We start from the raw sequence: 14,088 nt of genomic DNA, 5'->3' as shown, positions 1-14,088 counted from the left end.
GCACTTAGCTAATCTATTAAAAACTTATAAATTAAATTAACTTACCGATATGACACTAGAATATTCTGAAGGATTCTTCAGAAATAAATCAGGTGTGAATCAGATGAAAAAACCATGTTTGTTTTTGCTTGTATTATCTCTTCTTTTTTCTTTTGGCTGTAGCAAGCAGGCGGGAAAAAGTGAGGCAAAATTTAAAATTGGTCTTGCAGCTTTAGCTGACATCAATGCAGTCGGAGCTGGTGGAGCGATGCTGTGGGGAAGATCAGATAAGGGAGATATGTTTGGATCAGTGATCACACCAAGCAGTGGCTTTGAACTCTCACTTGTTAATGGCAATTGGACTTTCTGGAGTGTTGCTTGGGAAGGCGATGGTTCAGGTGCTCCTTTTTCTGGGAGTATTAGATGCGCAAAAAATGCGGCCGTTCTTAATGGAACAGATGTTCAAGTCTCAATGAGTTTATCAAATTCAAAATGTGACCTTCCTGATTTTACTCCCTCAGTGGCAATCAATGCAGGCGTAAAACAATTCCCAGATATTTCAACGTACGAATGTCAGAAGATCACTGATCACAACGGTATTGGTTGTGGAACAGGTACGGCCAAAGCGAAGACGACGAGCCGTCGATTGGTGCTTTCAAGTTTTATTAAACCGGCCGCAGGAGGCCTTCAAGTACTTCCTGGGAAATTAGTATCTGAGTGTAAAGCGACAGGTGTAAACTTCATAAAGGAGCATTTGCCATTAGGTAATGGATTTCTTCCGGCCTTAACATTTTTGGAATCTTTTTATTCAAGTATTTCATGTGATGAAAGTGACCCTAAGGGTTTTAGAAGAGCAGTTTATGAATATGGTCTTTTGGGAACGGCACGATTAGATACGATTAAATTTGTTAACGAAGGGTCATGTAATGCTTATTCATTTAGCATGGAGATGTGTACCAAGTATAATGGTATGTGGGCAGCGGGATGTAGTTTAAGCAGTTCTCAGTATGAAATTTCCCAAGAGGCCTGTGTATCAGCAGGTGGAACTTATACAAGTTTGAGCAATAAAAAAAGCATGCAGTTAATTACCTCTATCCCTGAATTCGAGGTCTGCTCGGGCGTAAGGGCGAATGTGAGCAACGTCTCTCCTCATCCATTTGCTTCTGGGGATGGGTCAATCTCTGCTCCTTATACAATTTGTAGAGAGTCACAGTTAAATAAAATTGGAGAGAGTTCTACGACCTATACGTCGAGCCATTTTACTCTGCAAGCTGATTTAGACATGAATAAAACTTCGATCATCTCCAATGGAGAGCAGCCCATGCCAGCATGTTCTAGCAGCAGGCCAGGGGCAAATTTTACACCAATCGGAGGCCTGTATGATTCAGGTTGTTCTCCAATTGCAGCTGAGACATTCTCTGGTTCATTCGATGGTAATAATCACACAATTTCTAATATTAGACTTAATGAAAATGACGTAGATAACCTAGGGTTTGTTAGAGTTGGAGGAAGCATTTCTAATCTGGCCTTAAAGAACTTAGAGATCGAAGGCAAAGATAAAGTTGCTGCTATTTCGGGAAGTGGTGCCACTTTAATTAAAAACATAAAAGTTATGGATGCCGATATTAGGGGCGAGAGCAATGTTGCTGGCGTTGCAGGTATGTATACCGGCACCAATGAAATTTTTAATGTTCATGCAAACAAGGTTCGAATCAGAGGCGAAAGCACAAATGTAACTGCAATGGGAGGATTAGTTGCTAATACTGATGCAGCTTCTTTGACAATTAGGCAATCATCTTTTGAGGGTACTATTGGAGGTTACTCGAGCACTGAGATGATTGGTGGCCTTGTAGGTAAGGGGACATCTGGAATTAATTTATATATTAAGGAATCATTTTCTAATGGGGCCATTCTTTGGAGTGGTACGACGGGAGCTTATGCCGGAGGATTAGTAGGGAACGTCTCTGGTTTTGTGAATATAGAAAATAGTTATTCACAAATGGATATCGCTCACAATCTCCAAGGTGCGACAAATGAAGCTGGTAAAGCTGGTGGGCTCGTTGGGTATTCTACTAACACTGTCACATTGAATAACTCTTTTTATCAAGGATCAATTATGCTTCCTTGTAGAAAAGCTTCCTCAGTCTATTGTAGTATTGGTGCTCTTATAGGTATTGGCTCTCCGACTGGTGCAAATTACATGGGGTCTCTAACGACTCCGAATTGGTTTAACACTCCACCAACTGATCATACGACTATTTCTACTTTTGAAGATGGAACATTAAAGGCTTCATTGATGGCCACAGGAAAGTTCCAAGATAGCGGGAATCCTATGCCAAAACTTTGGTGGGAGGCCAATGAGTGTGCTTTAAACGTTAACAATCTTGCAGTCGGAGTTCAGGCCGCAACGCTTGCTCGAGGAACTGCGGCCAATCCTGTTGTTCTTTGTAATAAAGAACAATGGAAACAAATAAAAAATAATCCTTCACTGTTTTATTCTGTGAGGTCAAATTTATCAGTGGGTGACATCACTACTTCTGATATGCCGACTAATTTTTCAGGCAGTATTGACGGAAATGGCCATCTTATCAGCGGATTTCTTTCAACAGTACCTACAGGTTCAGGTGGTTTGTTTGTTCAAAACTCAGGAAGAATAAATAATATTCACTTTACGGCAGGGGCCATTAATTCGACGGGAACGGCCCAGTATGTGGGAATTGTCGGGAAGAATCTCTCTAGTGGAATAATGACAAAAAATACTTTTCATAGTGTTGTTTTTTCAGGAGCAGCAAATACGACTGGAGTGATCGCTGGTGAAAACAGTGGTCTGATCTCTCATTCAAGAGTTGATTCGTTTTTGGATTCAGGAGCAACGACTGTTGGAGCGATTGTTGGTCAAAACAATGCTGGGGCGACGGTGCTTGGAATAAGGGCCACTGGCTCGTTAACTATTAATGGTTTAAGTGATTCGACTATCGGTGGAGCAGTCGGTAAAAACTCGGGTCTTGTTCAGGAAGTTGATTCAAGTGTTAATATTACTAACATGGCCAATACTTCTTCTCTTACTTACATTGGTGGTTTAATTGGAATCAATGAAGGGGTAATCAAAGATGTTTTGATACGTCCTCATGTCACTATTCATATGGCGAATTTTGGGCCACAGGCGGGACATGTTCTTGGGAAAGCGACTCCGACATCGCAAGTTATTCGCTTAGTTGCAGCTAATGAGTTTTATGGCAACAATGGGACGACTGCTTATGGGTCGCACTTTACAGTTACTAATGAATCAGGAGCAAGCTATAGCAATTCATTTGCGCTTCAAGGTGCCGTCTATAGTTATGATACGACTGGTTTTTTAACGGTAAACTCGTGCAACATTACTGGCAGTGTTTATAGTTATGTTATGACATCACCTTTTAATAATGATGCTAATTATCCAAATGGCTTTATGCTTTCTTCTACGAATAAGGATGGGCAAGTTGGAAGACGTATCACTGGTCTTCACGTTGATGGAACGAGTGTTATCGACAGTACAATTGGAACTCATTTTACGAGATCGTGCTCAACTGGGGATGTTGAAACTGGGGCTTTATTATACCCAGTTGTATCGGCCGCAGATTTTATTGCAGCAGGCGTGACCAATATAAGGCCGGAAGATTTTTCGGCCTTTACTACTTTCTGTCCGTCGGGCGCTTCTGAAAGTGGAAATGGTAATTTCATCTGTAGTTCAGGAGAGTTTGATATTGTTGAAGATGAAGTTGGGGGAATAGGGTTTGAACGAATTAAGAGTGCTTTTGCGGCCATGGTGAGTAACCAGCCATTGCCTGCCAATAGACCAGTATGGACGATCGATAATGACGGCCACCCTAGACTTTTTAGTGTTGATTAAAAAAAAAGACCAGCTTAACAGCTGGTCTTCTCTTTTTGTACTTTAATTTTTTAGTCTTAAGAACCACACATTACACAGTCTTCTGGGTTGTCGATTGAACAAACCATTGCTGCCATGTTTTCTTCAGTTGATTTCACAACCGGAGCATCGTTTTTAACTGTGAACTGAACTGCATTTACCGCTGCTCTTGTTCTCAGGTAATACATACCCGTCTTAAGACCAGACTTCCAGGCGTAGAAGTGCATTGATGAAAGTTTTCCAAAGTTTGGATCTTCCATGAATACGTTAAGCGATTGACCTTGGTCGATGTATGGACCGCGACCAGCTGACATATCGATAACAGCTTTTTGCTTAATTTCCCAGATCGTCTTGTATAGTGCCTTAACTTCATCAGGGATTGATTGGATGTTTTGAACTGAACCATTGTTAGCAATGATTTCGTTTCTCATCTTATCGTTCCATAGGCCCATAGAGATCAAATCGTTTACCAGGTAACGGTTAACAACTGCAAACTCTCCAGAAAGAACACGTCTTACGTAGATGTTTGAAGTGATTGGCTCGAAACACTCGTTGTTACCAAGGATTTGCGACGTTGAAGCCGTTGGCATTGGAGCAACTAGAAGAGAGTTTCTTACACCGTATTGAGCGATATCAGCTTTTAGAGCGGCCCAGTCCCAGTTTCCTGAGTTTGGTTTTACTCCCCACATATCGAACTGAAGGATTCCCTGAGAAACAGGAGAGCCTTGGTATGTTTCGTATGGGCCATGTTTCATCGCTAAATCTTTTGAAGCTGTGACAGCTGCAAAGTAGATTGTCTCGAAGATATCGTTGTTTAGTTTAAGCGCTTCTTTTGATTCGAAAGGAAGTCTCATTTCGAAGAAGGCGTCGGCTAAACCTTGAACCCCAAGACCAATCGGGCGGTGTCTCATGTTGCTGTTTCTTGCTTCAGGAACAGGGTAGTAGTTGATATCGATAATGCGGTTTAAGTTAACCGTCATTTGATAAACTACATCGTATAGTTTCTTGTGGTCGTACTTAGGAGTTCCAGTTGAGTGATCAACGAATCTGTTAAGTGCAACTGAGGCCAGGTTACAAACAGCTACTTCATCTGGAGCTGTGTACTCAAGGATTTCTGTACAAAGGTTAGAAGACTTGATTGTCCCAAGGTTCTTCTGGTTTGATTTCTCGTTAGCTGCATCTTTGTAAAGCATGTAAGGAGAACCAGTTTCAATTTGAGATTCAAGAACCGCAAACCAAACGTCCTGAGCACGAACAGTTTTCTTAGCAAGTCCTTTTTCTTCGTAAGACTTGTATAGAGCTTCGAATTTTTCACCTGAACAATCAGCAAGTCCTGGAGCTTCATGTGGGCAAAATAGTGACCACATTCCATCTTCTTCAACACGCTTCATGAATAGGTCCGGAATCCAAAGAGCGTAGAATAGATCTCTTGCTCTTTGCTCTTCTTTACCTGTGTTTTTCTTCATTTCAAGGAAGTCGAAGATATCAGCGTGCCATGGCTCTAAGTAAACAGCGAAAGCACCTTTACGCTTTCCACCACCCTGGTCAACGTATCTAGCTGTATCGTTGAATACTTTTAGCATTGGAACGATACCGTTAGAAGTTCCGTTTGTTCCTTTGATGAATGTCCCTTTCGCTCTGATGTTATGAATCGCAAGACCGATACCACCAGCAGATTGAGAGATAAGGGCCGTCTGTCTAAGAGTATCGTAGATACCTTCGATAGAGTCGCCTTTCATCGTTAAAAGGAAACAAGATGAAAGCTGAGCTTTATTTGTTCCTGAGTTAAATAGAGTAGGAGATGCGTGAGTGAAGTATTTTTCAGACATAAGGTTGTATGTCTTGATGGCCGCTTCAATATCGTTTGAGTGGATACCCACAGAAACTCTCATGAGCATTTGTCCCGGACGCTCAACGATCTTGTTGTTCATCTTAAGTAGGTAAGATTTTTCAAGAGTCTTGTATCCGAAGTAATCGTAGTTATAGTCGCGCTTGTCGATAAGTGCCTTATCAAGAGTTTCAGCATTCTTCATTACAGCTTCGTACAATTCTGTCGATACTAATGGAGAAGGCTCACCAGTTACCGGGTTGTGGTAGTGGTACATTGCTTTGATGTTTTCAGAAAAACAACCGCGAGTCTCTTTGTGCAGGTTAGAGACGGCAATTCTTCCGGCAAGGGTAGAGTATTGCGGGTGCTGAGTTGATAAGTAAGCCGCTGTTTCAGCTGCTAACTGATCAAGCTCTTTAGTTGTAATCCCATCGTAAATCCCTTCGATTACTTTTTTAGCAATCTTCATCGGGTCGATGAAACTTCTGTCTAAGTCAAAACAAAGTTGCTCAATTCTTTCCGTGATTTTGTCGAACTTGATAGGTTCTTTTTCGCCACTTCTTGTGATTACGTACATCTTAAAACTCCGCGTCTAGTGTGAATGTGTGTGATTGTTTCTCGCCCAGAATCCCAGGTCTTTGGTATTCTGAAACGCGTTTTTCAAAAAAGTTAGTTTTCCCTTCAAGTGAAATAAGTTCCATCCACTCAAACGGGTTTTTCGTGTTGAACACTTTTGGTGCTCCTAATTGAGTTAACCAGTGGTCCGCTACGAATTCAATGTACTCAGACATTGACTGCGCGTTCATACCGATAAGTGAAACTGGAAGTGATTCAAGGATGAATTCTTTTTCAATTTCTACTGCTTCAGTAATGATCGCTGTGATTTCTTCCGCTGAGATTTGCTCTTCTTTGTCTAAAAGAGAGTGCATTAAAACAGCGAACTGGCAGTGAAGACCTTCATCTCTTGAGATGAATTCATTCGATGTACACAGACCGGCCATCAGTCCGCGTTTTTTCAGCCAGTAAATCGCACAGAAAGATCCAGAGAAGAAAATCCCTTCGATTGCAGCAAAAGCAATCAGACGGTGAGCGAATGATTTTTTAGAAGAGATCCAGTTAAGGGCCCACTTCGCTTTCTTTGCCACACACGCCATGTTGTCTACAGCATGGAATAGTTTATCTTTTTCTTTTGCATCTTTGATGTATGTATCAATTAAAAGTGAGTATGTTTCAGAGTGGATGTTTTCCATCGCAATCTGGAATCCGTAGAAGCAACGAGCTTCAGGGATCTGAACATCTTTCATAAAACGGATCGCAAGGTTTTCGTTAACGATCCCGTCACTTGCCGCAAAGAACGCCAGAACGTGAGAGATGAAATATTTTTCATCTTTGTTCAGTTTCGTTTCCCAGTCGATTAGATCTGGAACAAGGTCTAGTTCTTCTGCTGTCCAGAATACGGCCATGTGTTTCTTATACATGTCCCATACTTGGTGATATTTAATTGGAAAAAGCACGAAACGATCGTCGTTTGGTGCTAAGATTGCTGACTTGGCATCCTTTACCATGGTGTGTCTCCTGAATGTCTAAAAGCTCGTTGTGTGTGTGTGTTTATAGAGTTTTTTGAGGCAACTTTTTCTTTAGTCTTAAAGGTCAGTATTGGACCTTTTTGAACCTTGAAATGATTTGATCAAAACGCTCTATACTTTAAAAGATAACAAGATCGCGTAAGTTTACAAATATTTTATTGGCCAGATGAGGCGCAGAAATATTTGACTATTTTATTTTATCACTCTTCGTGGATTCGTAAAAACATTTAATTTCTAGTAACTTAGAGTAGGCAAAAATGGTCCTATGAATCTATTTTTTACCGTCTAATTAAAACTTACTGCTAATAATTTGAGTCCTTTTTAAACAAAATCAATTTAAAAATGGGTCCAGCCACCACTATATATAGTGCAGAAACCCTTGGAATCTTCATATATATTGTAGTTGCACCACGCAAAAATAGCCAGTTTTGCGTAAGTTGAGGGCCTCTACAGGGCCTTAGCTGCCTTGACAGGGTTTTTCTCTGGGTTCCTAATTCTAGTTAGAATGAGAGGTGGATAGTCTATGTTTATCTCGAAAATCAAACACGTCTTTATTGGTAATCCACTCACAATGGATAAGCTCGAAGAAGAGAAAATCCCCAAGTGGAAAGCACTCGCCGTTTTATCCTCTGATGCTCTCTCATCAGTCGCGTACGCTACCGAAGAGGTGCTGATTCCTCTCTCATTATTTGCTCTCACTGCTATGGCGTGGTCAATGCCAATGGCCGTTGGAGTTGCCCTCTTACTTTTAATCATCACTCTCTCATATCAACAGACCATCACTGCTTACCCTCACGGAGGAGGAGCTTACACTGTTGCCAAAGAAAACCTGGGGGAGAATGCCGGGCTCGTCGCTGGAGCGGCCCTCTTAATTGATTACATTTTAACGGTGTCAGTTTCTGTGTCAGCAGGACTAGAAAATATTGGATCGGCCTTTCCTTTTATTGCCGAACATAAGGTCGCTATTGGTGTCGCGATTATTTTTGCCATTATGATTTTAAATTTAAGAGGGCTTAAAGAGTCATCGAATGTCTTTGCTTATCCCACGTATTTTTTTATTTTCTCTATTCTCGCCATGATCGTGACTGGTGCTTATAAAATACTCACCGGCCAGGCACCGGTTGTTCATCCGGTACTACATGAGAGTTATCCGGAAGTGCCACTCTTTTTACTTTTGCGCGCTTTTTCTTCAGGGTGTTCTGCATTGACGGGGATTGAAGCCATTTCTAATGGAGTGCCGATTTTTAGAAAGCCTTCGCCGGTCAATGCTAAAATCACCATGATTTGGATGGCCGTTATTCTCGGAGGTTTTTTCCTCGGCATTACTCTCCTGGCCCACATTTATGGAATCGTCCCGGCCCATGGTAAAGAGACAGTCATGTCGATGCTTTCCAAACAAATCTTCGGAGAAAATTTTCTTTATTATGGAATTCAAATTGGCGTGGCCCTCATTTTACTTTTGGCCGCCAACACCAGTTATGCCGATTTTCCAAGACTCACATCCTTAATTGCCCAAGATAGATTTTTGCCAAAACAAATGTCGAGCATTGGAGACCGCTTAGTTTTTTCAAACGGAATTATTGGCCTAACCACCGCGGCCGCTTTACTTGTTATTATCTTCGGCGGCTCAACCCACGCCCTTATCCCTTTGTACGCTGTAGGGGTTTTCCTTTCCTTTACCATTTCCCAAAGCGGAATGATCGTTCACCACGTGAAAAATAGAAACCCACACTGGAAAAAAGGGATGATAATTAACGCCCTCGGGGCCACGACAACTTTTATAGTTTTAATCGTTATCGCTGTTACCAAATTCACGAGTGGAGCCTGGATGGTTATTATCCTGATTCCTGCTCTTGTGTTCTTTTTTAAAAAGGTTAAAAACCACTATACGCGCGTTTCTCATACTCTTGCCCGTGAGAATTACCACCAGGATTTAAAAACGGCCCACGCGCCTTATATCGCCATTGTTCCCATTTCCGGGATTCACCCGGGAGTTGTCCGGGCCGTTAAGTACGCTATGACCATCAGTAAAGATGTGCGCGTTTGTTATGTCGACGTGGATAAAGAAGCGACGGCAAAGATGGTGAGGCTGTGGGAGAAGTGGTCGGATGGATTGCCACTCAATGTGATTGAATCGCCTTATCGCTCGGTTTTAGGGCCGCTCCTCTCATATATCGACAAGACTCACATTGAGAGCGGGCGAGAGATGATTTCGGTGGTTGTACCGGAGTTTGTGACGAGGGAGTGGTATCAGCAGTTCTTGCATAATCAGATGAGTTTGGTTTTGAAGGCCGCACTTCGGTTTAAGCCGGGGAAGGTTGTGACGGCGATTCGTTACTATATTTAATTGGGAAAAAAATTAGCAAGAAACATCATTGTCTATTATATGTAGTTCACCTGTATTATCAATCCAGTAAGTAAAAGATTGATCTATTATGAGAACGTCAGCATTTCCATCATTATTGAGATCGTAAGCATCTGTAAGATTAAACGGATATATTTCACCTAGATTTAAATTTGGTTTTGTGTTTTGGCCGTAGTTTAAAATATTACTAAGCCTGTGTGCTGCACAGTTGGCACCATCTCCAATATTTTTTAAGTTATTTTGTGTTAAGAATAATACAGGGAAGGATGCGGATTCTTTAGAGAATGTTTTTTCACTGGGGTACATTTCAGAATATTTTGAATTGAAATATTTTGAGAGATTTGTCAATTCTATCATTGCAACAGATACGATTGGTTTCTTATTTGTAAGGAAATGCTTTATAGTAATGTTTTGTATATCTACTTTAGAAATTTGTGTGGATGGATCGATGCGATCTGAAGTGTAGATACTGGAAGTTTGGATTGCCTTGCTTATTTCATCGTTTAGTGAAGGAATTTTTTCTTCTGATTTAATAATTACTAAAGGCTTACTTACCGAAATCGTCTTTTTTTCATTGTCAATCATATAGTAGAAGCTTGATTTGCTGGTAATTTCTGAACAGCCAGAAAGACTCACTTCGTAGTCATCACTTCCCATCTCGTCTTTTATTTGCTTACTACTAATAGTGACTTGATCACATTTTGTTGCAGGATTAATTTGTTTGAACTTGCCATGTATATCTAATTTACGTGAAGAGTTACTGCGTTTTGGTTGGCCGTTACCTCGATAAAAAAGAATATTTTCGTTCTGGAAATACTTAGCTTGAGTGTTGACCGAAAAAATATCATCGAGACAGCTTGTGGCATAAGTACGACTGGAAATAATAAATAGAATTATAAGAAAAAAACTTTTCATTACCACCTCAATTAAAACTGTATTGAAATGATTTTAAGTCATATTGGAATATTAAAAAGACAATAATAGTTCAAGAGATAGTCATTTTTTTAATAAAAAAGGCCCTCTTTCGAGGGCCCTTTCATTTTTAAAGAATAAAATCTTAAGCTGCAGGCTGATATTTTTTCATTTCCATTTCAAGCTTAGCTTGAGTAATGAGTTTTTCCTGAACTTTCTTTAAATCACTCGTCCAGCCAACAAATGAAAGCGTTTTAATCATCCATTTCGTCGGATCGAAGTGGTACCACTTGATCCCGTTTCTGTAATCAACCGGGAAGTAGTGGTGGTAGTTGTGGTAACCTTCACCGTAAGAGAAGACGGCCATGATCGCGCTGTCTCTTGCTGTGTTTGTGTCAGTGTATGGACGAGTCCCTACAATGTGGCAAAGTGAGTTGATGAAGAATGTGCAGTGGTGAACGAAGACGATTCGTCCAAAACCAGCAAGTGCCAGACCACCAAGAGCAGAGCCTAAAAAGTACCCGATCACAGTTGGAAGGATCACTCCCATGACGACTGCAAGCCATAAATAGTTTCTATGCTGCCACATAACCAGTTTGTCGTTTAAAAGATCTTTTGGGTATTTTGGTTCAACTTCTTTTTCCTGGAAGAAGATCCATCCGATGTGTGCCCACCAGAAACCTTTATTGATGTTGTACGGGTCTTTTTCGTCATCTACGTGAGTGTGGTGAATGCGGTGATCGGCAGACCATTTTAGGGCCGAGTTTTGGAAAGTCGCTGCACCAAAAATTAAATAAAGAAATTTTACCAGGTTGTTTGCTTTGTAGGCGCGGTGAGAAAAAAGTCTGTGGTATCCGCCAGTGATTGAGAGTCCTGTGGCGAAGTAGAAGATAACCGCTAGAGCGATTTGCGACCACTGAAGACCATTTTGCATGAAGTATAGTGCGCTTAAAGCGATGGCAACGATAGGAGTTGTTGTTAAAAAGATTGTATTGACCCAGTCAATTTGCTTTTTCTTTTGGACTGGTTGTGTGTTTTCAGAACTAATGTCTAGGTTAGTTTCTAAGTGTTGTGGTTTCATGAGCGTTTCCCCCAATTATTCTTATCTGGTAATAGAATAGCGAGGAAAACGCTCATGAACTGTAAAACAATTGTCACAATGTGGTGACAATTAAGGTTGCGAAACTATCTTAGGAAGTCTTCAAGTACTAGAGAGGCTTCACTTTTTTCGTCACGGTATTTAACAATAATCGCACATTGAAGAGTTAGCCCCAGTTTTGTGGCATATTCATTGTCAGACTTAACCGGTCGGTTTCCAGGGACAACAATCGCGTTTTCAGGAATAGGTTCGCCTTTTTCCAGCATGCGGTTGTTAACGATATCATAGACAGGAATTCCTTTTGAAAGAATAACTCCCGGAGCGATAACCGCTCTTCTTTTAACGATAATCCCTTCAACAATCACGGCACCGGCACCAATGAAAGCTTCATCTTCAATGACTACTGGATTGGCCCCGATTGGCTCTAGGACACCACCGATTTGCACTGCTGTTGAGAGGTGAACTTTTTTTCCAATTTGAGCACATGAACCAACAAGCACGTGTGAATCAACCATTGTTCCTTCGTCTACGAAAGCACCAACGTTGATGTAGCTTGGAGGCATGATGATGACACCTTTAGCGATGTAAGCTCCACGGCGAACAGACGTTCCTCCGGGAACAACGCGGATTCCTTGCTCTAGTCGAAAAGACTGTGGCATTAAATTATGTTTATCAACAAATCCATTTTCTTCTTTTAGAACGCCAGCTTTAAAAGCTTCAAGGATTTGAGCTTTGACTTCAGTGTTGGCAACCCATTTTCCATCGATAAAATTCGCTGCGCGAACTCTTCCGCTTTCCAGGTCGTTAAGATTTTTTTCCCAAATTGTTGTTGTAACCATTAGTTGTGCTCCTTAAACCACGTAGTAATATTTTTATCAGCATTAAGAACTGGAGAGTTATCTGCCAGGTCTAAATGGTGAAGAGGTGCGCGCAGAACGTTTGTTTTGATCTGTCCTTTTGCGTGCATTAAGTTTTTTACAGGGACCGGGTTAGCGGCAATAAAAAGTGTATCGCAGGCCTTTTTCCAAAGATCTGCTTCTGTGTTTGAAAGTTTTCCTGCCAGGGTTTTTTCTACATAAGCGCGAGTTGGAGCGGGCCAGGCGTTAGAAGCGACAGACACTAGACCCACACATCTGTGTGGATAGAAATCAGGAACCATTCCATCATCGCCACTATAAAGGCGAACGTTTGGTGCAGATTCACCGTATTTTTTGAAGTCCTCAACTGATCCAGACGCTTCTTTAATCGCCCAGAAGTTTTTGTGGTCTTTTAAATTTTTAATCGCATTGAAATTCATTTTTACACCCGTTCGTCCTGGAACGTTGTAAAGCATACATGGTTTGTTTGCTAAATCTAAAATCGCTTTAAACCACTGTGTTTGTCCGTGCTCACCTGGTTTTGCGTAAAGGGGAGTCACCACTAAATAAGCATCAAGACCACTAAGTGTATTTAGGTATGAAACGTATTCAAGTGTGTCTTTTTGGTTAAATCCACCAATACCAGTCATCACCGGAACTTTTAAATTAAGGCCTAGGCCAAACTCTAAAATCTTTTTACATTCATCTTTATTTAAGTTCAAGGCCTCACCTGTTGAGCCTAAAATAACCACCGCCACATTAGCGGCTTCTTGCTCTCTTAGGATTTTTTCAAATGTCGGGTAATCGACAGTTGAGTCGGCATTCATTGGAGTGACGATCGCTGTCCATAAAGGATAGTCGTTAAGATTTTTCATATTACTTAATTCCTTTTAAAAGTTCCTTCTGGACGACATCTTGAAATAAGTGAAGTCCCGGAGTGAGTGTTGAAATAATGTTGGCCCCGTAAAGAGCGCCTTCAGCAAAGATTTTGCGATCAAGTGCTGTGTGTTTTAGGGTGATTTCTTCTGTGGCCGTTTTGAGTGTGAGTTCGTGGATTCCTATCACATCTCCAATTCTCTCAGAGGTGATATTCATCTCGTGACCGGCCCAGTTTTTCCACGACAGTGCTGTGCCACTTGGAGCGTCCAGTTTTTTAGTGTGGTGGATTTCATTCATTGAAAATGAATAATCAGAAAGAATGCTGCCGGCGTTTTTCATAATCAGAATCATCTGGTGAACCAGGTTCATCCCTAAAGAAAAGTTCGTGGCATAAATCCATTTTATATTATTTTTTTGGAGAGTTGCCGAGAGCTCACTGCCAAAAGAAATACCGGTGCTTCCAGTGACCACCGGGATTTTAGCTTCGATTAAAAGCGGCATATACTCGCCAAAAACGTCGCCAGTTAAAAATGAAATCACCACATCATGGCCTTTTAGCGACTCGAGAGTCGGGTGGTTTTTAGAGTCAAAAACAGTGTGCGGGATTTTTTTCTCGATTAATAATTCGAGAACTTTTCCGCCAGTTTTACCTTTTCCTAAGAGCGCTATCTTCATT

Annotated in this window: 9 protein-coding genes; 2 read left to right on the top strand and 7 right to left on the bottom strand. The window is 41.2% G+C overall.

What is annotated here, in order from left to right; all coding sequences use genetic code 11:
* Positions 1 to 49: 49 nt before the first annotated feature.
* Positions 50 to 3,868: a M26 family metallopeptidase gene (locus C0V70_RS09495; protein ID WP_133566746.1), complete on the top strand. Its 3,819-nt coding sequence runs from the start codon at positions 50 to 52 to the stop codon at positions 3,866 to 3,868.
* A gap of 56 nt (positions 3,869 to 3,924) precedes the next feature.
* Here C0V70_RS09495 and C0V70_RS09490 read toward each other — a convergent pair whose 3' ends face one another.
* Positions 3,925 to 6,291: a ribonucleoside-diphosphate reductase subunit alpha gene (locus C0V70_RS09490; RefSeq protein ID WP_102243624.1), complete on the bottom strand. Its 2,367-nt coding sequence runs from the start codon at positions 6,289 to 6,291 to the stop codon at positions 3,925 to 3,927.
* A gap of 1 nt (position 6,292) precedes the next feature.
* Positions 6,293 to 7,279 (bottom strand): ribonucleotide-diphosphate reductase subunit beta, encoded by a 987-nt coding sequence (locus tag C0V70_RS09485; RefSeq protein ID WP_102243623.1) that lies wholly within the window; start codon positions 7,277 to 7,279, stop codon positions 6,293 to 6,295.
* 544 nt (positions 7,280 to 7,823) lie between these two features.
* Between C0V70_RS09485 and C0V70_RS09480 the strand changes: the two genes are divergently transcribed.
* Positions 7,824 to 9,647: an APC family permease gene (locus tag C0V70_RS09480; protein ID WP_102243622.1), complete on the top strand. Its 1,824-nt coding sequence runs from the start codon at positions 7,824 to 7,826 to the stop codon at positions 9,645 to 9,647.
* A gap of 12 nt (positions 9,648 to 9,659) precedes the next feature.
* Here C0V70_RS09480 and C0V70_RS09475 read toward each other — a convergent pair whose 3' ends face one another.
* The 5 genes from C0V70_RS09475 to C0V70_RS09455 form a co-directional block, all read right to left on the bottom strand.
* On the bottom strand, positions 9,660 to 10,580 hold the full coding sequence (locus C0V70_RS09475) for a hypothetical protein (RefSeq protein ID WP_102243621.1): 921 nt from the start codon (positions 10,578 to 10,580) through the stop codon (positions 9,660 to 9,662).
* A 142-nt stretch (positions 10,581 to 10,722) separates the two neighbouring features.
* Entirely contained in the window at positions 10,723 to 11,658 is a 936-nt protein-coding gene (locus C0V70_RS09470; RefSeq protein WP_102243620.1) for an acyl-CoA desaturase, read from the bottom strand.
* Positions 11,659 to 11,762: 104 nt separating this feature from the next.
* Positions 11,763 to 12,515 carry a 2,3,4,5-tetrahydropyridine-2,6-dicarboxylate N-succinyltransferase gene (locus C0V70_RS09465; protein ID WP_102243619.1) on the bottom strand — a complete coding sequence of 251 codons (753 nt, stop codon included), beginning with the start codon at positions 12,513 to 12,515 and terminating at the stop codon, positions 11,763 to 11,765.
* Positions 12,515 to 13,408: a 4-hydroxy-tetrahydrodipicolinate synthase gene (gene dapA / locus C0V70_RS09460; RefSeq protein ID WP_102243618.1), complete on the bottom strand. Its 894-nt coding sequence runs from the start codon at positions 13,406 to 13,408 to the stop codon at positions 12,515 to 12,517. The genes C0V70_RS09465 and dapA overlap by 1 nt, the downstream gene beginning before the upstream one ends.
* Before the next feature lies 1 nt (position 13,409).
* Positions 13,410 to 14,087, bottom strand: a complete 678-nt coding sequence (locus C0V70_RS09455) for a 4-hydroxy-tetrahydrodipicolinate reductase (protein ID WP_158649632.1) — start codon at positions 14,085 to 14,087, stop codon at positions 13,410 to 13,412.
* Position 14,088 lies beyond the last annotated feature (1 nt).

Origin of the sequence: Bacteriovorax stolpii (assembly GCF_002872415.1) — a bacterium.
GTDB classification, from domain to species: Bacteria; Bdellovibrionota; Bacteriovoracia; order Bacteriovoracales; family Bacteriovoracaceae; genus Bacteriovorax; species Bacteriovorax stolpii.
This window is presented reverse-complemented; position numbering and strand designations above follow the sequence as displayed.

What these genes read in the sequence shown, in the direction of transcription:
- C0V70_RS09495 (WP_133566746.1), top strand. Translation starts at nt 50, where the DNA reads ATGACACTAGAATATTCTGAAGGATTCTTCAGAAATAAATCAGGTGTG.
- C0V70_RS09490 (WP_102243624.1), bottom strand. Translation starts at nt 6,291, where the DNA reads ATGTACGTAATCACAAGAAGTGGCGAAAAAGAACCTATCAAGTTCGAC.
- C0V70_RS09485 (WP_102243623.1), bottom strand. Translation starts at nt 7,279, where the DNA reads ATGGTAAAGGATGCCAAGTCAGCAATCTTAGCACCAAACGACGATCGT.
- C0V70_RS09480 (WP_102243622.1), top strand. Translation starts at nt 7,824, where the DNA reads ATGTTTATCTCGAAAATCAAACACGTCTTTATTGGTAATCCACTCACA.
- C0V70_RS09475 (WP_102243621.1), bottom strand. Translation starts at nt 10,580, where the DNA reads ATGAAAAGTTTTTTTCTTATAATTCTATTTATTATTTCCAGTCGTACT.
- C0V70_RS09470 (WP_102243620.1), bottom strand. Translation starts at nt 11,658, where the DNA reads ATGAAACCACAACACTTAGAAACTAACCTAGACATTAGTTCTGAAAAC.
- C0V70_RS09465 (WP_102243619.1), bottom strand. Translation starts at nt 12,515, where the DNA reads ATGGTTACAACAACAATTTGGGAAAAAAATCTTAACGACCTGGAAAGC.
- dapA (WP_102243618.1), bottom strand. Translation starts at nt 13,408, where the DNA reads ATGAAAAATCTTAACGACTATCCTTTATGGACAGCGATCGTCACTCCA.
- C0V70_RS09455 (WP_158649632.1), bottom strand. Translation starts at nt 14,087, where the DNA reads ATGAAGATAGCGCTCTTAGGAAAAGGTAAAACTGGCGGAAAAGTTCTC.